Here is a 20,658-nt window from a genome sequence, read left to right on the forward strand (position 1 = left end):
GACAGGGGAAATAAGTCGCATCTTCAGGATGACGGAAAAAATAGGTCGCATTTTAAATATGGCGGGTAAAAACACCTCACTATTCAAGTCCTGCTGACAGGAATAGCGGGCCTCATTTCTGATATATCTAACGTCATCCTGAATAGTGAGGCACGAACGTAGTTCAGGATCTCTTACAACAATCATAAAAATCGACTCAATGAAACGGCTAGCCAACTATCTCAGCTCTCGAGTAACTAGTCTTCACCTACTCTCCTGCTACACTCTCAAATCTCCACACGTATTTCACTTTTACTTTTCCCTCCTAAAGCTTTCTTCTGATATACTTATCTCATCTAACGTTTCAAATCAGTTTCAACCATTTAGGAAATAAATATGATCATAGTAACTGGCGGCGCCGGCATGATTGGCAGCAACATTGTTAAAGCATTAAATGCAGCTGGACACAATGATATTTTAGTTGTCGATAATCTAAAAAATGGTCGTAAATTCAAAAATTTGGTTGACCTTGATATTACTGATTATATGGATCGTGATGACTTCTTGACTCAAATTATGGCCGGTGATGATTTCGGACCTATTGAAGCAATATTCCATGAAGGTGCTTGTTCAGCTACAACTGAATGGGATGGTAAATTCATGATGCTCAACAACTATGAGTATTCAAAGGAATTACTTCACTACAGTTTAGAGCGTGACATCCCTTTCCTTTATGCTTCTTCTGCGGCAACTTATGGCGCTCAAGATAAAGAGTTTATAGAAGAACGTGAATACGAAGGCGCATTAAACGTTTACGGTTATTCAAAACAACAATTTGATAACTACGTTCGCCGCTTATGGGCCGATGCTGAAGCTCACGGTGAAAAGCTCTCTCAAATTACTGGTTTCCGTTACTTCAATGTTTATGGGCCTCGCGAGCAACACAAGGGCAGCATGGCATCGGTTGCATTCCACCTAAACAATCAATTATTAGCAGGCGAAAATGCTAAATTATTTGATGGCAGCGATGAGTTCAAGCGTGATTTCATTTATGTTGGTGACGTGTGCAAAGTCAATCTTTGGTTCTTTGAAAATGGTGTGTCTGGCATTTTTAACTGCGGTACAGGTAAAGCAGAAACTTTTGGTGAAGTGGCAAAAGCCGTCGTTAAGTATCACGGTACAGGCACGATTGAAAATGTCCCATTCCCTGAGCATCTAAAAGGCGCGTATCAAGAATATACTCAAGCTAGCTTAACCAAGTTGCGCGCAGCTGGCTGCGATGTTGAGTTTAAATCTGTAGCCGATGGCGTAGCGGAATATTTGGCTGAGATAAACGCTTAAACCTATTTTAGATAGTATCGAGTTTTATGAAAATTTTAATTATTGGTCCATCTTGGGTAGGTGATATGGTGATGTCACAATCACTTTATATCACCCTGAAACAACAACACCCAGAAGCAAGTATTGATGTATTGGCTCCGGCATGGTGTAAACCTATTTTGGAGCGCATGCCCGAAGTTAATCAAGCAATAGAAATGCCACTTGGACACGGTGATTTTAATTTCCTAGGCCGTCGAGCATTAGGTAAAGAGCTTAAATTGCAGGAATACACCCACGCATATGTTCTTCCTAATTCAGCAAAATCAGCGCTTATTCCTTGGTTTGCAGATATCCCAATAAGAACGGGTTGGAAAGGTGAAATGCGTTATGGTCTATTAACTGATTTGCGCAGTAATAAGAAATCATTTCAATATATGGTTGAGCGCTATATTGCTTTGGCTCACCCTAAAATTGATATGCTCAATTCTAGCTCTTTAGGTGGATTAGCCTCCCTTCCAAAACCTCATTTATTTATTGATAAAGATCAGCAGCAAGCGACCATTAAAAAGTTCGATCTCACTCAAGAACGAGAAACGATAGGCTTATGCCCTGGCGCAGAATTTGGCCCAGCCAAGCAATGGCCAGCAGAGCACTATGCAACGGTTGCCGATACATTAATATCAAAAGGGAAACAAGTTTGGTTATTTGGTTCAGCTAAAGATAAGCCAACAACGGATTCCATTAAAAGCCTTGTTTCAGAAGAAAACCAAAAACACGTTTTTATTTTAGCTGGATTAACATCGCTCATTGAAGCAGTTGATTTACTTGGCGCTTGCCACACTGTTATCAGTAATGATTCTGGCTTGATGCACGTTGCAGCGGCTGTTGGTTGCGAAGTGGTTGGCATTTATGGCTCAACCTCTCCAGAGTATACGCCACCATTAGCAGAAAAAGTTTCGATTGTTCATACTGATATCATATGCCGCCCATGCTTTAAGCGTGAATGTCCATTGGGGCATTTGAAGTGTTTGAAAGATTTGAAGCCAGAAATAATATTACAGCATCTATAACAGTAAGATAAATATGCCCAACCTACTTGAAAGAAAAAAAATAACTACTATCAGCCTAGAGCTACTAATTAGCCTGCCATTTATTTGGCTGTTTACGGGTATGTATTTAACATCTGGCGCCAGCCGAATACTGATAACTCTTACTGTAATATCCTTAATATCTTACTTTATCAAGCAAAGGAAAGTCACTATTCCTGCCAGTGTAGATCATAAATGGATTGTTTTTTTGTTTTTCTATTGCGCCTTACTCACAATATCTTACTTAACTTATGGAGCATCAAATGGAGAGTTACGCGTTTCACTATCGCTCTTAGCTCTGATTATATTTATAGATAGAAATACCATTAATTTTAATTTTTTTAGTCTTTTATTGTTTTTAGGGGGACTATGGTCATTTTCTAATGCTATATATTTTTACGATCAAAGAAGAATGGCCTGGCCAATAAATCCTATTCAGTATGCAACATACACAGCATCTTTATGCACATTATCTTTAATAATCGTATTGAAGCATACTAATACAAAAGTGCGATGTTTATCATTGATGACAATACTATTATCGGGTGCTGCAACCGTCATGTCTGATACTCGTTCGGCTTGGATTGCCCTTTTAATAACAATAACTTTAATTTTAATTTATATTTACAAAAAAAATAAAAAGACTTTGCTGCTTTGCTTTCTCTTATTCTTACCTTTAACCTATTTAACTAGTCAAACATCTTTAGTCCAGAGTCGCTTACACTCAACGCTACTTGAAATCAACAAAATAAAAAATAATAACTTAAATACATCTATAGGCTTAAGATTTGAAATTTGGAAGGCTGGACTCTATTTATTTAAGGACAACCCATTATTAGGAGTAGGGAAAGAATATCGAGAGCCTGTAAAAAAACTTGCATCAGCTGGTTTAATAATACCTCAATTTAAAACTTTTGACATGTCTAGCTTTCACAACGACACTCTGCAAACACTCGTTCAATACGGTATTGTCGGGTTCACCTTATTTTGCCTTTTTTTCTTTTACCCTGCATACCGTTTTTTTCAAAATCGGAGTGTGGAAAATTTATTATGCATAGCAATATTTTTTATTTATTTTATATCTGGATTAAGTTACGTAGCAATACGTGAAAACCAAACTTTAGGTATATTTATTGTTATTATTTTCATCTTAATGGATAGAAAAGATTTCATTGCAACTAAGACATGAATATTCATGTCAAATACCATTTTATCTTCTGCCATACTCTATAAAAAATATCACTCCTGACACCAAGCTCATGATATATATACTCATCATATTTATCATGAACAATACCTTTTGCTCTCATTTTGCGTTGATACTTCATGGCACATTTAATAAGATATTTTTTAAGTTTTGGATTTTTTTCTACAATTTCACCGGCATGTTTCAATATTGTAATGTAACCATCTTGGTGTTTTTTTGATAATAAATCACCACTAGTTATTGAGCCTTTTCTTTTTCGATAGAAATATACATTACAATCTAGAGATACCACTAATGTTAGACTAGAAAATAAACGCCAATATAAATCTTCATCTTCATAATACATGCCTTCAGTGAATCGAAACTTATCAAATATAGAGCTGTGGTATAATTTATTCCAAACGACAACTTCAAGAGAATAAAGACCACTTTTTTCCAAATTAATCAAACCTACTTTTCGATTTTCTTTATAAGGATTATATAGATTAGTATCTTCATTATAACAAACAACCGAACCAGATATAATACTAACTTTGTATTCTAATGCTGCATTAACAAGGTTATAAATTGCATTTAAATCTATCCAGTCATCAGAATCTAAAAAGTATAAATATAGCCCTGAAGATGCATTAATCCCTGTATTTCTAGCTTTTGATATACCACCATTTTCTTGTCTTATTATTTTCACTCGATCATCATTAGAATTAAATTCATTCAAAATATCGATTGAATTATCGAGTGATCCATCATCAACACAAATTATCTCGATGTTTCTATATTTTTGATTAACAACAGAATATAAACATTGCTCTAAATACTTTTCTACATTATAAATTGGAATTATAATAGAAACTAATGGATCATTATCATATTTCAAACTCTAATCCTCCTTAACTAAATCGAATGAAGTCACTCTATCACTAAACTCAATAGCATCTAGCACTGTGAAAACCTCATTAGATTTTATATGCGTTTGAAAATAACTATGATTACTGTAATATTGATGCCCGTTTTTTTGTATATTTTTCGCCCACCATTGCTTGAGCTTTTTCTCCCAGCGATTTTTACTACGTAGATCATGCATTGAATCAAATGCGATTACTTTATCTTTTTGAGTCGACAACGTAAGCTGATGGCTATAGCAAGAATATTGCCCAAATATCGATATTGATTCAGACCATGGAGGCAATGCTGTTCTGGCATGTTCGGGGCCATAAGGGAAGTTTTTAATATTTCTCAAATGGTTTACATACAAAAGAATATTTTTAGGTTTATATTCACTTTTTTGAATCGCAAGAGCTAAGGCATGGGCCGCAACAATATGTTCATGGTGTGGATCAATTTCAGGATCGGTAACGAGAATACTAGTTGGTTTTATTTGTTCAATCAGGCTAACAAGGTCATCGATTAAAGCTTGACCGGAATTAATAAAATCTTTGTCATTCGGTAGCTTAATATGATTAAGTGACCTATTTTTTTCTGATGCCAAATGACCAATAATACTGTCTGAACGCACTTCATCTTTGCTGTAATATAAGCATTCTTTCGTAATATTATAATAACCGAGATAAGAAATACGATGATAATCCACTCCAGCTAATAATGGTGTAGTCATACTATTCCATGCTCTTATTTTAGCTTTTCTTCTTATCGCGTCGTTTATATTCTTATCAAGATCTTTAATGTACTGCTGGCTTAGTTTCTGTACGTTTTGACCTGCATTAATTGTTGTTATCCAAGTTTGTTGTGCAAAATCTTGATATAAGCCATAGGCAGCCAACTCAGCATCATCAGCATGCGGAGCAATAATGAGAGTAGGCCCAGCGGCTAAATCTGGCTTCTTAAATGCCAGTAGGGTTGCAGATTCAGAAACAGAGCAATGTTCACAAAATAAAGTCAGATTTTCAAAATCAATATAACCACTTAAATTTAAATAGCGGATACCTCTTTGATTCGGTTCAAAGTATTGGCTGCTTTCAATATTTATTTCGGCATCATTATCAGTAACTGCAATTCGGCCTTGCTTCTTTTTATGTTTGGCTTGATAAGAAAATACGAGCAACCAGGTATAATTAGCTGAATTTTGCAACGCTTTTGACGAGTCCTGTCGTAAAATATCACTCAATTTATATGCATCATCCTTCGCAGATACAGATAGAATTGTGACATCGTATTGGTCATCGGCTCGTAATGCATATTGATAGTCTATCTTTTTCATCTTAGCTACTTACTTGCGTTAATTAGAGTTAATGTTCGACTTATCGCACCAGAGTTTGATTCGATAACCTTCATCGCCCGTTGTCCTTTATAGCGTGCACTGACCGGGTCTAAAAAAAGTGTTATTAATTGATCGGCTAATTGTTCAGAATCCATACAGATCGAGATTGCTTCAGCTTGTAATAATTGTTCGGTGATATCTTTGAAATTATAGTAGCTAGGCCCCGTGATGGAAGGTATACCTAACGCTGACGGCTCGAGTAAATTATGCCCACCAACTTTATCTCCAATTAAACTGCCTCCCATAAAACAAACATCACTCGCCGCCAGTAGTAATAACATTTCCCCCATACTATCTGCTAAATATACCTGACACTCATTAACACTCTCTTTAACTGCGCTTCTACGTACAAGTTTAAAATTTTGATTACTTATAAGCTCAGCGACCTGATTGAAACGTTCCGGGTGACGAGGTACCAAAACTAGAATTGCATTAGGAAACAACGTTAATATCTTCCGGTGTGCATTTAAGATTTGTTCATCTTCGCCTTTGTGAGTACTGGCTGCAATCCAAATAGGTTGTTGTAGGTTTGGGTTTGGGTTTTGAATTGCTGAGGCTTGTAACTGCTTACGCAAATTATCTGCCTCTATTTTGACATCGGGCGTAATACTGATATCAAATTTTATTGAGCCGGAAATTGAAACCTTAGAGGCAGCTAACCCCAAACCAATAAAGCGCTCTGCATCATCTTTATGTTGGCAAATAACTTGATCTAACGAGGAAGATAATATGTTGAAAATAGTCTTAACTTTAGCATAGCGCAACGCCGACCGTTTCGATAAACGTGCATTAATGACAGTAATTGGAATATCATTACCTTTTACCGTTGCCAGTGTATTTGGCCACAGTTCTGTTTCCATTATGATCATTCTTTCTGGTTGAATAGCTTTAATAAACCGTTTAACCGCACAAGAAAAATCTAATGGCATAAAACGATGCTCCACCAATCCTTTTAGGCTCTCTGCCTGTTGAGCTCCTGTTGCAGTGGTGGTCGTTAACACAATAATCTGTTCCGGATTTTGCCGCTTTAATTCTTTTATTAAGGAAGTGACACCTAAAACCTCCCCCACCGATACCGCATGAATCCAAATGCTTTTTTCATCCGGTTGTAATTTTATCGGAGGTGTAAAACCAAAATGTTCTTTCCAGCGAGAACCAAAAGTCGGCTTACCTTCCTTTTTTTTATATAAGCTGTATAAAAAAAAGGGTGATAAGAATACAAGTAATACTGTGTAGATAAACCGAATCATTCTTGATGTTTCCTTGCAATATTTTTAATCAAAACAATTAATATTTACCGTATGAATTCCTGTACATACTGTTCAACGATAAAGTCTTGATCAAATCTAATTAGTACCTTGTTTATATCATTATTTAACGCCTCACTAGGAGCATGATTTAATGATAATTGAATTTTTTCTGCTAAAGATTTCGCATCTTGCTCGGCTAAAAATCGACTCAATTCACCTTGCATAATATCCCTGACACCTCCAGGACAATCCGTTGAAACTGCTCGAGTTCCACAGGCTAATGCTTCAATTATAACCATTCCTAAACCTTCAGATTTTGAACTAAGAACAAATAGGTCTGCTTGTTTATACCAAGGAAATGGATTAGTTTGTGCTCCCTTAAAAAAAACATTCTGATGTAAGCCCAGTTCTGATACTTTTTTTTCAAGTTGCTCTCTATCTTTCCCCTCTCCGACGATCACTAGATCTTGCTCCAGACCAAAATGAAGACGGGCATAGTGATAAGCCTGAATAAGTAAGGTGAAATTTTTTAAAGGCACCAGACGACCTAATCCTAAAATATAAGGATTTGGGTGTAGTAGATCGATGTCAATCGGTTGTAATGCATCTTTTCTGATCATTTGATAATCATTCGGATTACTAATTTGTAAAACAGTCCGACAATCTATCTTGTGCTCTTTGGTTAGATCCAAAAAACTATCCTTAGCGCCATTCGATACACAGGCAACATTTCGGTTTTCAAATAATGATGAAAATACCCATCTCGATAAACCTGCATATAAATGCTTATTTTGTACACTTTCACAAACGAAAACAAAACGATTATCTTTAGATGGCCAAATTTGACCAAATGTTCCTTGTCCGCGAAACACAATCAAATCAAAACGGCCATTTTTTTTCTCCAACTTTCGCAACTTATAACGAAATGCAATAGCCTGAGCATACGCAAAAAAATGAGGAAAGGTTTTGCGGAAAAATATATTGATTAATTTACAAATAAGAAACCATAAGCTGCCAATACCAGTCAATAGTACCCATTTTTTTAAGTCAAAAAGGTGTAATTTAACAGTCTCATTTCTAGGCAATATTTGTTTTTGTCTATTTTTGAAATATATCAAGTGGCTATCATGCCCTGATTGAGCAAAAGCATCGGCAAGGTTAACCGCAACTCTTTCCATTCCACCTAGCTTCAAACAACTGACAACTACTGCTACTTTCATTATCATCTCTCTAAAAAGTTAATTAACACTACACAATAAAGTTCATAATTCTTAACACACATCTTCGGTATATATAATTAAGCTTCTCTCGTCCTCTGACTAGATCATAATCTACATACTCCGTACCTTTCCATTCTGTTTTATCTTGAAATTTTTTATACAAATGAAATCCTGTACTGGTGCATGTTTGCATCCAAGCTTTCCTTTTCCCACAAAAATGATATATACACGCAGATTTTTTTAATTTTTTAATTTCACGAACAGTGTAAGGAATCATATTAATTTGATACCTGCGTTTTTTAGATAAAATATTTCTATACATAGGCATATAATTATATTTTGGTGAGATATATTTTACATCATCATATAAGATTCCGTTCAGAATATCTTGATCTTGATATATCAATTTTTCTGAATATTTACAAAGATAAACAACCACTTTATCTTCAAATTTAGAATCTCTTAACTTAGCTAAGTTAATAATTAATGATCCTGCATTAAAGTAAAAATATCCTCCCCCCTTAATTCCAATATTATTTAAATGCTCAATATTTTTTAATGATATCTCCGGTTCAATTACAGCTGCAATAGATTTATTTCCAATATCAATATCCCACATATCTGAAATATCATCACCAATTAAAATATCAACATCCAGATAAATAACTTTCTTATGTCCTGGTAATAATGATGGTAATTTAAGACGGAAATATGTTGCTAATGAAATATGCTCAATCGTCAATGGATAGCCATCAAACATACTGATATCAATACTAATAAATTTAATTATTACATTTTCACTATTTAATTTGGAAATTTTACCTTTATTACTCTCTGATATTCCTGCATCAAAAACAAATATTTCTAATTTTTTTCTGATTGGATAGTGATGAATAAGCGATGCAATAGAAACCGCTAAGTGGCGTGAATAATTATCATCACAAGCATAAGCTACTGTTACTAAATCTGTCATTTTACTTCCTGAATCGACTTATCTGCTCTAACGCTTGTTGCAGGTATTGGTAGTTAGGTTGACCATCTTTAGGATGATTCGTGATATCCATAAACTGAGATTGACCCGTTGCTCCAACTTCGAGAATTGAATCGTGAGAAACCACACCATAGCCACTGTAACTTGAGGCCATAATCCATGGACGATCTTGAGGTGTATCAAGTAGGTCAATGCCTGTCGAGTAATCGCTTATTTTATTTTCTACACCAAGGTAATTTTTTGCAATGGTTGGCGCGACATCTTCATGGCTACTGAAATTATTACCCCAACCTTTTACGAAGTTTTCGGGGACTTTCGGACCAACCATAACAAATGGGACATGAGTTTGAGCTGGGGTAAAATTACCATTATGTCCCCAGTAATTTAGTTTGTTGTCATTGAGCTCTTGTGCATGATCTCCCGTTATAACTACTAGAGTATTATCCAATTCACCGGTTGATTTTAACTTATCCAAGACTTTCTTAGCTAAGCTATCAACAAAATGAACACTGGTTTTATAACGATTCATTAAAGGCTCTGGCTCTGGATCAGTATCATTGTCCAAGTTGAGGTAATTTAATGTTTTCAACATAGGTTGGTATTGATGTGGGTATCCTTCAGGGAAGTCATAGCCATGTGGTGCATCATAAAACAAGAATGAAAATGTTGGTTTTGATTTATTACGCTTGTCATACCATGAAAGCCAATCTTTTGTCAGATCAATATCACGAGCCGAAGGTGTTGATCCTTTTGAACCAATGCGTATGTTTTTCAGACTTGCAAACACTGTTTGATTAAATTCAGGAGCAGTTAATTTAGCTGAGGCAAATAGCCCAATTTGATAATCAAGTTGCTGTAGGCGATCTATTAATACCGGTGCACGATGATTCGCTAAGAAACCATGCCAATACGTTCCAGGCAGACCATAGAACAAGCCAAAAATCCCGGTTCGAGTCGCATTCCCCGTTGAAATATGATTATAAAAGCGCTCACCTTTTTGTGAGAACGCCCAAAGGTTTGGTGTGTTATCAGCATTGAACGTATCTTCCCGCCAAGAATCAACCACCAAGAAAACAATATTAACTGGCTTTTCTACTGCTTTCGTTTTTAAAGGCGACAATGGGTAATTTAAGTCACTATTTCCTTTTAATGCCATCGATTTTTGGCGATCAACGGCTTGTTCATCAATCCAGCCATGTTTTCTCATAAAGCTATTTGCGGTTGCTGGCTGAAATAAAGGTAAATACTGCTTGATGATATTCACGGGTTGGTAAGCATAAGCCGACGCCCAAACATGGACACCATTAGTAAATAGCAGACAAACAAAAGTGAGGAATACGAACTTTCGGCCCAATCGTTTTTTCGTTAATGTTGGATTTTTCTCCATAAAGCTTATTAGCCAATACTGAAACAATACCAACCCGGTAACACTGACAATCGTCATCAGCCAAGTGATCAGAGGAAAATCAACCACATCACCAGAAAATACAAGCTCCACAACAACGGCATTAATATGAAAACGATATTGTGCAAATACAAAGGTGTCAATCACCAAGCCTGCAAGTCCAACGGAGGCAATAATGGCAATCAGGCTACGACGAGCAAAAGTAGGTAACCATAATAAAGGAATAGTAATTAAACCAATTAGGGCAGCCAATAGCGCCATTTGGCTCCACGTTCCTGCCACAATAAAGCTAGTACTCAATCCGTCTTGAGGAAATGCTGGAAGGTACAAAAAATATCGAACTGCAATCAGCATTGCAATGAGTGCATTAATTAAAATAACCCAACCATGGCTATGTAATTTTTGTTTAAATGTCAGTGGAGACTTGTAAAAACTCAAATGAAACCTGCTTATAATAAAAGTAGTTTAATCGGAATAACCCAATAGTAATGCTTGCCAATCAGACTCTTGATTCCAGTTAATCTGACGCTTTATTCGCTCTTTTTTAAACGAACGTAATAATCGCTCAAGGTTATTTCTTTTCCAACTGAGACTATTGCCATTTTTTTCTATATGGCACTTATCAAAATCGATAATCCAAACTTTGTCATTTGTATCGACCAAAATATTATGAATATTCAAATCTGTATGATTCACATTAGCTTGATGTAATTTTTTTACTTCCTGACCAATTTTTCTATACAAAGTAGGCCCGATTGAACCTAATTGTAATCGCTTAACTAAGTCTTGTGCATTGGGGATTTTTTGAGTCAGAATATCTGCTTGATAGCAGCACCATTTTTTCATCGCTCGTGCGGCGATCGGTTGAGGAACATGGACGCCTTGTTTGATTAAATGTTCAAGTAAAATAAATTCTTGAAAGCTCCTTGTTTTTTCCCAACCTGTAAACCAATAAGTATCACTAATGATTTTTCCAAATAATCCACCACGTCGATAATGCCGTAGTGCTGCTGGCATTTGCTCTGTCTGTACAAACCAGGTAATTCCACGCCCTTGTGCAGATCCAATTATTTTTCCGATTCGCTTCCAATATTCTGGATCAAAACACGAATCCATAGAGCCTAAAAATAGCGCTTCATTATACCAAGCTTTACTGCTTGCCGTTTCTAATACTTTCATAAAACCAATATTCAGTTATTGAGGAACTTCGGCCCAAACACCATGCTTTAATCGCTATCAATTCATCGACAAAATAATCAATATTCTATAAAATGCGCATAACTATTTTAGGGTAGAAAGACATGTTTAGAATCCACTTCATTCAAAATTTACGTCAGATAATCATTGCAATTTCAATCTCAACTTTTGTTCTTGGTTTGGCCAGAGTTACATTCTTGTTTAACATCACTAATGTTAATGAGTTATTGCAGTATACACAGGATTTCTGGCTATCAACAGTGGTCGGCTTACGCTTTGATTTAAAAGTTTCTGTTATCGCTTTTATGCCATTATTTCTCTTAGGTTGTATTAGCGCAAATGATGAACGATGGCAGCGTCGATACGATTCTATAAGCCAATATTACTCGGCTATTATTTTCTTTCTTTTGGTCGCATTCTCCATCGGGAATTATTATTTCTATAAAACTTATGGTAATTTTTTCGATGTCTTTATGTTTGGTTTTATTGATGACGATACCCAAGCAGTTGCAATCAGTATGTGGCAGGACTATCCGGTTTTACGCTCAGTATTCTTTGCTATTTTCATTGCCATACTCAGTTTGTACCTACTTAGAAAAGCGAATAAGTCCTTATCTACCACAATATCATCCACTCCATCTAAAACCCGAGTATCTATTACTGCGTTGATTAGTGTTTTAGTTTTTTTCTTGTTAGCTCGTGGGGCTTTAGGGGCATTTCCTTTAGGTCGATATGATGCCAATATATCCAGCTTCATACCATTAAATAAAGTGACTCCAAATGCTTTTATGGCAATGGATTGGGCTCGTAAAGATCATAAAAAAGAAGAAAGCTTCCTTCCTGTTGATAGCTTAGAATTAACGAATCAAATGAGAAAAGTGATCGGTAAAGATACACCTGTTTATCATACTCCGAAGAATGACTATTTGGCTAAAAATAAGCCTAATGTTTTTGTCGTTTTAATGGAAAGCATGGGGACTAACTACCTTATTGACGATGATAAAAACAGTAATGATCTATTGGGCTCTTTGCGTCATCAGTTCAATGAAGATTTCACTTTCAAGCGTTTTCAAGCGGGTACTAGTGGTACTTGGACCAGCATTATGATGATGTTAACTCAAAGCAATCATGCTTCTATTAGCCAATCATCATATAAAAAGATAAAACTCGATAGCCTTGCAACCATTCCATATAAAAATGCAGGCTATGAAATAAGCTTTATTTATGCAGGTGATAGTGGCTGGAGAAATGCGGGAGAATATTTACGCTATCAAGGGTTTGATCATTTTTATGATGAAGCGGCTATTTTATCTCAGTACCCTGAAGCTAAAAAGACACAATCAGAATGGGGATTGGCGGATGAATATGCCTTTAAATTTGCTCACCACATATTAGAAACAGCAAAAAAACCGCAGATGATATTTATGATGTCATTAACCAATCATCCCCCTTATAAACTACCAAACACTTATCAACCGAAACCAGTACGTTTAACCCAACGGTTGAAGGACAATATAAGTAATAGTGCTGCAGAGGCTTTAACGTCAGAAGAAACCTACCAATATGCAAGTAATTCATTAGGGAACTTCATTGAGTCGATCAAACATTCAAAACTGAGTGATAACACCCTGATTGCTGCATCTGGCGATCACCATATGCGTAACATTAAAATGGACTTAAAAAATGAGTTCGCTATAAGCTATGGCGTGCCCTTTTATCTGCATATCCCTAAAAAAATCCTACAACAAGTTCCGCATAAATATGTAAAAAACAGAATCGGTTCACATCGAGATATATTCCCAACACTGTATAATTTTAGCTTGTCTGATACTCAATACATCACCCTGGGTGGTCAAAATTTATTGAGCATTCAAGCTGTCGATAATATTGGCTATAATGAAACACATGTCATCAATTCAAGTGGCGCTTATTCGAAAAGCCGACCACAAGAGCTTTATCTTTGGAATGATGATCTTATACATACGAAGCCTGTAGCCGTAAATAATCCCGATCCCAACTTTATAAGTGATTATGATAAATTACAGGACATGTATATTCGCTCTTTACTCAATCAAAAAAAATAGGCCTTTAAACCTTAACCGAACTAATTAGTTTGGTGATATGGGTTTATTTTTTCATACTGTTAGGACATTGGTTTTATTATGCCCCTTTTTACTACCGCGCCAAATTCTATCTGTATCTTACGTTTATCCGCTATTGGTGATGTATGTAATACAATAGCAGCAGTACAATGCATTCAACGTCAATGGCCAACAACTAAGATCACTTGGATAACCAGCAAAATAGAATCTCAATTAATTCATGACCTCCCAAATGTTAATGTTGTGATTTTCAATAAAAAAGAAGGGATTAAGGGCTATTTATCTCTATGGAGACAACTTAAGGCCGAAAAATTTGATGCTTTGCTACACATGCAATATGCTCTAAGAGCAAGTATTGCAACGTTAGGAATAAACGCTAAATATAAACTAGGATTTGATGCTAAACGTAGCCAAGATTTTCAAACTTGGTTTACCAATGTTAAGGTCCCCTCTCCTCAAGCACCACACGTTTTAGATGGGCTGCTTGCTTTTGTAACCACGCTTGGTGTTATAGATACAACGCCTATTTGGTCTATTCCTTATACCGATGAAGACAACCAGTGGGCTAAACAATACCTTATTGACCCAAATGATTTATCGAAACATAAAAACTTGATTATAGTTCCCGCTGCCAGTAAAGCTTATAAAAACTGGACGCCTGAAGGCTACGTTGCAGTAATTAAGCATGCTCAACATTTAGGTTGGAATGTTATTCTAGCCGGCAGCCCCGCACAGATAGAGTTAGACTTAGCTGAAAGCATCCAATCACAAGTTTTTAATGTGACTAATTTAGTCGGCAAAAGCAGCATAAAACAAATGCTCGCTCTTATTGATAATGCTGATTTAGTCATAGCACCAGATACAGGGCCAACCCATATGGCTAATGCTATGAGCACACCAGTTATTGGCTTATATGCTCACCATAACCCCCAAAGAACAGGTCCTTATCAATATCGTGATTTTATAGTTTCAGCTTATAAGCAAGCTATCGCGATGGAACATAATCATACAATTGATAAGTTACCATGGCGGACTAGAGTTAAAAATAAAGATGCTATGACTTTTATATCTAGCGAGTCTGTTATAGCTATGTTTGATAAAATAACTAGCACATTAAAAATAACCGATTAATTACCGATTTTTTTAAACTTTAATAGGCATAATTTATGATCACTGGCGTTGTTATTACTCTTAACGAATCTAGAAATATAAAAGAGTGCATTGAGTCACTACAGCAAGTTTGTTCTGAGATTATTATTGTCGATTCAGAAAGTACCGATGGCACAGTTAAAATTGCAGAAAGCCTTGGAGCAAAAGTCATTCATCAACCTTATTTAGGCGACGGCATTCAAAAAAATGTAGGCTTAGATTATTCCAGCAACGATTGGATCCTAAGTTTAGATGCAGATGAGCGGCTAACACCGGAAGCCGTAATCGCAATCCAAGCGCTTAATCTAGAAACCACAAAGCATGATGCGTTTGCTCTTCGGCGCCGTAATTACATCGGTAGCCGTTGGATCAAACAATGTGGTTGGTATCCAGATTTCTGCATCCGCTTATACAACAAAAATAAAACGCGGTTTGCTGCTGTTAAACAACATGCTGCCGTTCAAGCCAGTAACCCCGATCGTTTGGACGCCGATATTATTCATTATTCATTTGAAGATATTGGTCAGCTGTTTGCGAAACCAGGCCGTAACTTTAGTGGTCGCGCAGCCAAAATCATGTATGAGAAAGGCAAGCGAGCGAATTCGCTTTCACCGTTTACTCATGGTATCAATGCATTTATTCGCAAGTACTTCTTTCAAAAAGGTTTTTTAGGTGGCGTTGATGGAATGACCGTTGCATTAAGCTCTGGTCTTAACAGCTACTTAAAGTATGCAAAACTTTTAGAGTTTCAGCGCGATCCCAAAGTATTAGAAAAAGCTGACTTTAAAAAAGTTTGGTAAGTTCGCTCGTTAAAAGGTTAATCCGAAGATTATGAAAATTTGTCACGTCAATCTTGCTTCTGGCTTTAGCGGTGGTGAACGTCAAACTTTGCAGCTGATCAAACAACAGGTAAGTGAAGGTTATCAACTCACAGTGGTTATGAATCCTAAAAGTGAGCTGGTAGAGGAAGTGAGGAAGCTTGGTTGCCAAATTATTCTTGCCACTCACTTCACCAAATCACACAGCAAAAGCATTACTCAAGATTGCATTGCTATTCATGTGCATGAAGGGCGAGCTATTTATTGGGCTCTAATACAACATCTATTGTATAACATCCCTTATATTGTGACGCGAAGAATTGATAATCCAATGAAGGATAAGTGGTTATCGAAACTAGCTTATCGTAAAGCCTCTGCCTTAATCGGATTAAGTAGAGAAATCGTCACTAGAATATCTGAATTTAATCCGTTAAATAAGATTCACAAAATACCAAGTTCTCCTGTTCACTACGCTATTGATCAAAATAAAGTGGATGAAATATCGAGCCGTTATCGTGGCAAGTTCATCGTCATCCATGCTGCAAATATGCTGAAACATAAGGGATTTGATGTCACTGTTGCTGCTGCAAAAAAACTTAACGTCCAAAACCCAAGGGTTCAATTTTTATTACTTGGAGATGGGCCTGAAAGAGAGAAATTAGAAAAAGAAGCAGCAGGACTAACCAATATTCAATTCATGGGTAAACAACGTGATATGGGAAATTGGTTTGCAGCCGCTGACTTACTTATTCACCCTTCTTATTCGGAAGGTTTAGGTTCGGTCATTCTTGAAGCAATGGGTGCGGGTCTACCGGTTATTGGTTCCAATGCCGGCGGTATACCCGATATTATTGAGCATGAGAAATCTGGCCTTTTATGTGAAGCGGGTAATTCTCAACAACTTGCTCAATGCATCGATCGCGTAGAAAATGATAAAGCACTGCGTCTTCAGCTACAAAAAGGTGGTAAAGAAAAGCTAAAGCAGTTTGATATCGCTTATACCGCTTCTTTGTACAAAGATATCTATACCCAAGTTGCAACCAAATAATATAAATGGATAGAGCATGACTAAACTAACCACTAAAGCGATTTATCCTGGTACGTTTGATCCGATCACTAATGGGCATTTTGATTTAATCAAACGCAGTGCTCGCTTGTTTGATCATGTCATTGTTGCCATTGCAGAAAGCCCAAGTAAAAATACCATGTTTAATCTGCAAGAACGGGTTGATATGGTGACAGAAGTGACTAAACATCTAAAGAACGTCACTGTTATTGGATTTTCCGGCTTACTGGTGGATTTTGCCAGGCAGCAAAAAACCGATATTTTAATTCGTGGGCTTCGTACCACTATTGATTATGAGTACGAATTTGGCTTAACCAGCATGTATAAAAAGCTCATGCCAGAACTAGAAAGCGTCTTCTTGACCCCAACCGAAGAGTTCGCCTTTTTATCCTCGACGATTGTGCGAGAAGTTGCGATCCATGGTGGTGATGTTAAACAGTTTCTTCATTCGTATGTCGCTCAAAAAATCAAAAGTAAACTCTCACAAAAAGATAGATATCTATGAAATTTTCTAAACAGATCAAATCATTAGATAGAAGAATAGCTACGTTAAGAAAATATTCTTCCACGATTAATAAACTATATAATCATATTTTAAATATTAATATTAATCATAGTTTTCATTCGGAAGTACAAAAAAATAAATTAGCAGAGAATGCAAACCAATCAATAAATAAGCTATTAGAACCAACAAAAATTCTAAGAAACAATAATAACATCCCTAAAATCATTTGGATTTTTTGGGATTCAGGTTTCGATAATGCACCAGATGTTGTGCACAAAAGTGTGTATTCTTGGAAAGAAATGAATCCTGATTATGAAGTAAAATTATTGAGCAATGACAATCTTGATAAATACCTAGATTTTGATTTCAACTGTATGTTTTATCTATCAAGTATACATTGCTTACCTGCCATAAAGTCAGATATTTTACGTCTATATCTTTTAAGTAAGTATGGTGGCGTTTGGGCTGATGCGACTACTTTTTGCTTACAGCCTTTATCTTTTTGGTTAAAAGAAGCTTCTAGCTATTGTGGTTTATTCACCTTCAGGCATAAATACAATAACACTCGTCCAATTGAAGTCTGGTTTATCGCCTCCTCCAAAGCTTCCCCTATTATTAATAATACATTAGCAAAAATCGTAGATTATATTTTCAAATCAAGGGAATATTCTTTGTTTATATCTGGAAAGCTATCGCTTATCAGTAATACTTTGATAGGAGATGATGTACCTCAAAACTCACAAACTATAATCAATGCTGAAAAACTAGGATTTATGCCTTACTTCTCTACTGGTTATTTCTTTTATGAATCTCTGGAAGAGCATTTGTCTTCTGAAAAACTGTCTATTTTTTTGCGTTCAACCAATGATATAAAAATCACAAATAATCATGCTTTAACAAAAGATGATTTTAATATTTTTTCTCATTCATTAGTTTCCAAACAAACTTATACCAACAGCTATATGGAAAGTGCTCTATATAAAACACGATTGCAGTATCTATACTCTCAACTTGAATCAAAAAGTGATGTAAAATGTTAACTTTATTCGACAAAAACTACTTATCTAAAGGTAATGCTCGATTATGCTATTACCACCCCATAAACAAAGATCTCTGTTTGAAAATTAATAAACCAAATATGAAAATAGATCAAAATCAATCTGAGTTTATTTATCTACAGTACTTTAATTGGAAAATTGCAAAATTTAATGATTCAAACTCAATCCTTCCAATTTACCATGGGAAAACAAAAACAAATTTAGGCGATGCTTTAATTTATGATGTAATTACTGATTACAATGGTAAAAAGTCGAAATCATTAGCTTTCTACTACGCAAATAAAATGTTAACAAAGGAACAGGTTGAACATATAATTCGCACTCTTGCTCTAAAATCAATACAACAAAACATACTTATATATGATGCAAACATGTCTAATATTTTAATGCAAAAAAAAGCGGATGGGAGCTTAGAAGCAAGGCTTATTGATGGCTTTTCCGCTAGGCGAGTTGGTTTGAAAATGATTTTCCGTTGCTTATCTAAATCTCTAACTCGAAGAAAAACAAAAAAATCTTTCGATCTCCTCCTTTTTCGTCTTGAAAATTATACTAAAGAAAGAGATCCTGGTTTTTTAAATCTGTAGCGTTTTCATCATATTGAGCTTAATAAACCTAATTTAGCTTCTGACAACTCTCACAATAAAAACTATTTCTTTGCCCGATTTTCTCTTCACTAATCAAGGTAGAGCAAATAGGGCAAGGTTTTCCTGCTTTACCGTACACTTGCAATTCTTGTGCAAAATATCCTGGTTTGCCATCGACTTGATTAAAATCTTTTAATGTCGTGCCACCTTGTTCAATAGCGCGAGCCAGTACTTTCTTAATCTCTGCGACTAATACTGTTATTTGTTTTAACGTGAGTTGATTAGCCAGTGTTTTAGGGTGAATCTTAGCGCAGAACAAAGATTCACTGGCGTAGATGTTACCGACACCCACCACCATTTTATTATCCATAATGAATTGTTTCGCCACCATCTTCTTATTGCGCGACTTCTCAAACAAATATTCGGGATTAAACTCTTCCGTTAAAGGCTCTGGGCCAAGATGCGCCATGACATGATGCTCTGTGCCTTTTTCACACCACAGCCAAGCACCAAAACGACGAGGATCGTGATATCGCAAAACTTTGCCATTATCTAAGATGAGATCTACATGATCATGCTTGTTGGGTTCAATAAAAGAGTCTAATACTCGCAGATTACCCGACATGCCTAAATGAATGATTGCGCAGCCTTGGTCCGTTTCTATGATGAGATATTTAGCACGGCGAGAAATAGTAAGAATACGTTGCCCTTGCAGTAAAAGGATCTCTTCTGGCACCGGCCAGCGTAATTTAGGTTGGCGAACTTGGATCGTTTTAATTGTTTGGCCTAAAAGATGCGGGGTGATCCCCATTCGGCTGACTTCTACTTCTGGTAGTTCGGGCATAAATCGTCCTGAGTGTGCTTGTGTGGCTGGAAGATTATACGGGAAAATGGTTGCGAAATCCGAGTGCGCTTCGCTTCGTGTTGCGAGTAAAACAAGAAAAATGAATGTGTAACTCAAAACAACACGTCGTCATTCCGTACATGAGCCTAAGCGAAGAAGATACGGAATCTCCTACAGCATGTTGAGACTCAAATAGTTGAAGGAGATCCTGAACTGCGCTCCTTCGTCGCTTTTCAGGATGACTCCATCCTTATCATTTTAATCTGATCCGAGCAACGAGAACTGTAACGGTTGAATAACGTAAACGCTTTTCGGCTCTCGAGCGAAGCGTTCCTGTAACTCGGCTTTATTTTTTACTATTCGAGAAACGAAAAAAACCCAGTCTACCGAAGTAGTCTGGGTTTTAATTTTTAAAAAAGTTAAGATCAATTACTTGATTTTAGCTTCTTTGTACATAACGTGCTGGCGAACTACTGGATCAAATTTCTTGATCTCAAATTTACCTGGCATGTTACGTTTGTTTTTGTCAGTTGTGTAGAAGTGACCAGTTCCAGCAGATGATACTAGACGGATTTTCTCACGAATGCCTTTAGCCAT

Annotated in this window: 19 protein-coding genes; 10 read left to right on the forward strand and 9 right to left on the reverse strand. The window is 36.3% G+C overall.

The features are described 5' to 3' along the window. The first annotated feature begins 375 nt into the window (after positions 1–375). From rfaD to FH976_RS06530, 3 genes are read left to right on the forward strand one after another with little or no spacing between them, the layout of a single operon-like run. Entirely contained in the window at positions 376–1,320 is a 945-nt protein-coding gene (rfaD, locus tag FH976_RS06520; protein WP_194090091.1) for an ADP-glyceromanno-heptose 6-epimerase, read from the forward strand. A 26-nt stretch (positions 1,321–1,346) separates the two neighbouring features. Continuing rightward, positions 1,347–2,369 (forward strand): lipopolysaccharide heptosyltransferase II, encoded by a 1,023-nt coding sequence (gene waaF, locus FH976_RS06525; RefSeq protein WP_194090092.1) that lies wholly within the window; start codon positions 1,347–1,349, stop codon positions 2,367–2,369. A gap of 13 nt (positions 2,370–2,382) precedes the next feature. Beyond that, positions 2,383–3,576 (forward strand): O-antigen ligase family protein, encoded by a 1,194-nt coding sequence (locus tag FH976_RS06530; RefSeq protein WP_194090093.1) that lies wholly within the window; start codon positions 2,383–2,385, stop codon positions 3,574–3,576. A 4-nt stretch (positions 3,577–3,580) separates the two neighbouring features. Here the strand turns inward: FH976_RS06530 and FH976_RS06535 are convergent, their stop codons facing one another. Genes FH976_RS06535 through FH976_RS06565 form a run of 7 tightly spaced genes read right to left on the reverse strand, consistent with a single transcriptional unit; the run spans position 3,581 to position 11,917 of the window. Further along, entirely contained in the window at positions 3,581–4,471 is an 891-nt protein-coding gene (locus FH976_RS06535) for a glycosyltransferase family 2 protein (protein WP_194090094.1), read from the reverse strand. Positions 4,472–4,474: 3 nt separating this feature from the next. Then, positions 4,475–5,812 (reverse strand): PIG-L family deacetylase, encoded by a 1,338-nt coding sequence (locus FH976_RS06540; protein ID WP_194090095.1) that lies wholly within the window; start codon positions 5,810–5,812, stop codon positions 4,475–4,477. Positions 5,813–5,817: 5 nt separating this feature from the next. Beyond that, positions 5,818–7,122 (reverse strand): lipid IV(A) 3-deoxy-D-manno-octulosonic acid transferase, encoded by a 1,305-nt coding sequence (waaA, locus tag FH976_RS06545; RefSeq protein WP_194090096.1) that lies wholly within the window; start codon positions 7,120–7,122, stop codon positions 5,818–5,820. Between the two features lie 44 nt (positions 7,123–7,166). Beyond that, positions 7,167–8,342 carry a glycosyltransferase gene (locus FH976_RS06550; RefSeq protein ID WP_194090097.1) on the reverse strand — a complete coding sequence of 392 codons (1,176 nt, stop codon included), beginning with the start codon at positions 8,340–8,342 and terminating at the stop codon, positions 7,167–7,169. A gap of 28 nt (positions 8,343–8,370) precedes the next feature. Then, complete coding sequence (locus FH976_RS06555) at positions 8,371–9,315, reverse strand: glycosyltransferase family 8 protein (RefSeq protein WP_194090098.1); 945 nt, start codon at positions 9,313–9,315, stop codon at positions 8,371–8,373. A 1-nt stretch (position 9,316) separates the two neighbouring features. After that, entirely contained in the window at positions 9,317–11,155 is a 1,839-nt protein-coding gene (locus FH976_RS06560; RefSeq protein ID WP_194090151.1) for a DUF3413 domain-containing protein, read from the reverse strand. A gap of 48 nt (positions 11,156–11,203) precedes the next feature. Further along, positions 11,204–11,917, reverse strand: coding sequence for a 3-deoxy-D-manno-octulosonic acid kinase (locus tag FH976_RS06565; RefSeq protein WP_194090099.1), 714 nt, complete (start codon positions 11,915–11,917; stop codon positions 11,204–11,206). A gap of 122 nt (positions 11,918–12,039) precedes the next feature. Between FH976_RS06565 and FH976_RS06570 the strand changes: the two genes are divergently transcribed. The 7 genes from FH976_RS06570 to FH976_RS06600 all read left to right on the forward strand — a co-directional run bounded on the left by FH976_RS06570 (position 12,040) and on the right by FH976_RS06600 (position 19,217). Next, entirely contained in the window at positions 12,040–14,019 is a 1,980-nt protein-coding gene (locus FH976_RS06570) for an LTA synthase family protein (protein WP_194090100.1), read from the forward strand. Positions 14,020–14,097: 78 nt separating this feature from the next. Continuing rightward, positions 14,098–15,168 carry a glycosyltransferase family 9 protein gene (locus FH976_RS06575; protein WP_194090101.1) on the forward strand — a complete coding sequence of 357 codons (1,071 nt, stop codon included), beginning with the start codon at positions 14,098–14,100 and terminating at the stop codon, positions 15,166–15,168. A gap of 35 nt (positions 15,169–15,203) precedes the next feature. After that, positions 15,204–15,986, forward strand: a complete 783-nt coding sequence (locus tag FH976_RS06580) for a glycosyltransferase family 2 protein (protein WP_194090102.1) — start codon at positions 15,204–15,206, stop codon at positions 15,984–15,986. A 31-nt stretch (positions 15,987–16,017) separates the two neighbouring features. Beyond that, positions 16,018–17,052, forward strand: a complete 1,035-nt coding sequence (locus tag FH976_RS06585) for a glycosyltransferase family 4 protein (RefSeq protein ID WP_194090103.1) — start codon at positions 16,018–16,020, stop codon at positions 17,050–17,052. 16 nt (positions 17,053–17,068) lie between these two features. Beyond that, complete coding sequence (coaD, locus tag FH976_RS06590) at positions 17,069–17,575, forward strand: pantetheine-phosphate adenylyltransferase (protein ID WP_194090104.1); 507 nt, start codon at positions 17,069–17,071, stop codon at positions 17,573–17,575. Then, positions 17,572–18,615, forward strand: a complete 1,044-nt coding sequence (locus tag FH976_RS06595; RefSeq protein ID WP_194090105.1) for a capsular polysaccharide synthesis protein — start codon at positions 17,572–17,574, stop codon at positions 18,613–18,615. The genes coaD and FH976_RS06595 overlap by 4 nt, the downstream gene beginning before the upstream one ends. After that, positions 18,609–19,217 carry a YrbL family protein gene (locus FH976_RS06600; RefSeq protein WP_194090106.1) on the forward strand — a complete coding sequence of 203 codons (609 nt, stop codon included), beginning with the start codon at positions 18,609–18,611 and terminating at the stop codon, positions 19,215–19,217. The genes FH976_RS06595 and FH976_RS06600 overlap by 7 nt, the downstream gene beginning before the upstream one ends. Before the next feature lie 28 nt (positions 19,218–19,245). Here the strand turns inward: FH976_RS06600 and mutM are convergent, their stop codons facing one another. Next, positions 19,246–20,061, reverse strand: a complete 816-nt coding sequence (mutM, locus tag FH976_RS06605) for a bifunctional DNA-formamidopyrimidine glycosylase/DNA-(apurinic or apyrimidinic site) lyase (protein ID WP_194090107.1) — start codon at positions 20,059–20,061, stop codon at positions 19,246–19,248. A gap of 429 nt (positions 20,062–20,490) precedes the next feature. Then, a complete protein-coding gene (rpmG, locus tag FH976_RS06610) occupies positions 20,491–20,658 on the reverse strand; it encodes a 50S ribosomal protein L33 (protein ID WP_002535344.1) in 168 nt (55 codons plus the stop codon).

Origin of the sequence: Vibrio hibernica (assembly GCF_015223435.1) — a bacterium.
GTDB lineage: Bacteria > Pseudomonadota > Gammaproteobacteria > Enterobacterales > Vibrionaceae > Vibrio > Vibrio hibernica.

Excerpts from the sequence above, each read along its gene's own strand:
- rfaD (WP_194090091.1), top strand. The coding sequence starts at position 376 with ATGATCATAGTAACTGGCGGCGCCGGCATGATTGGCAGCAACATTGTT.
- waaF (WP_194090092.1), top strand. The coding sequence starts at position 1,347 with ATGAAAATTTTAATTATTGGTCCATCTTGGGTAGGTGATATGGTGATG.
- FH976_RS06530 (WP_194090093.1), top strand. The coding sequence starts at position 2,383 with ATGCCCAACCTACTTGAAAGAAAAAAAATAACTACTATCAGCCTAGAG.
- FH976_RS06540 (WP_194090095.1), bottom strand. The coding sequence starts at position 5,812 with ATGAAAAAGATAGACTATCAATATGCATTACGAGCCGATGACCAATAC.
- waaA (WP_194090096.1), bottom strand. The coding sequence starts at position 7,122 with ATGATTCGGTTTATCTACACAGTATTACTTGTATTCTTATCACCCTTT.
- FH976_RS06550 (WP_194090097.1), bottom strand. The coding sequence starts at position 8,342 with ATGAAAGTAGCAGTAGTTGTCAGTTGTTTGAAGCTAGGTGGAATGGAA.
- FH976_RS06555 (WP_194090098.1), bottom strand. The coding sequence starts at position 9,315 with ATGACAGATTTAGTAACAGTAGCTTATGCTTGTGATGATAATTATTCA.
- FH976_RS06565 (WP_194090099.1), bottom strand. The coding sequence starts at position 11,917 with ATGAAAGTATTAGAAACGGCAAGCAGTAAAGCTTGGTATAATGAAGCG.
- FH976_RS06570 (WP_194090100.1), top strand. The coding sequence starts at position 12,040 with ATGTTTAGAATCCACTTCATTCAAAATTTACGTCAGATAATCATTGCA.
- FH976_RS06575 (WP_194090101.1), top strand. The coding sequence starts at position 14,098 with ATGCCCCTTTTTACTACCGCGCCAAATTCTATCTGTATCTTACGTTTA.
- FH976_RS06580 (WP_194090102.1), top strand. The coding sequence starts at position 15,204 with ATGATCACTGGCGTTGTTATTACTCTTAACGAATCTAGAAATATAAAA.
- FH976_RS06585 (WP_194090103.1), top strand. The coding sequence starts at position 16,018 with ATGAAAATTTGTCACGTCAATCTTGCTTCTGGCTTTAGCGGTGGTGAA.
- coaD (WP_194090104.1), top strand. The coding sequence starts at position 17,069 with ATGACTAAACTAACCACTAAAGCGATTTATCCTGGTACGTTTGATCCG.
- FH976_RS06595 (WP_194090105.1), top strand. The coding sequence starts at position 17,572 with ATGAAATTTTCTAAACAGATCAAATCATTAGATAGAAGAATAGCTACG.
- FH976_RS06600 (WP_194090106.1), top strand. The coding sequence starts at position 18,609 with ATGTTAACTTTATTCGACAAAAACTACTTATCTAAAGGTAATGCTCGA.
- mutM (WP_194090107.1), bottom strand. The coding sequence starts at position 20,061 with ATGCCCGAACTACCAGAAGTAGAAGTCAGCCGAATGGGGATCACCCCG.
- rpmG (WP_002535344.1), bottom strand. The coding sequence starts at position 20,658 with ATGGCTAAAGGCATTCGTGAGAAAATCCGTCTAGTATCATCTGCTGGA.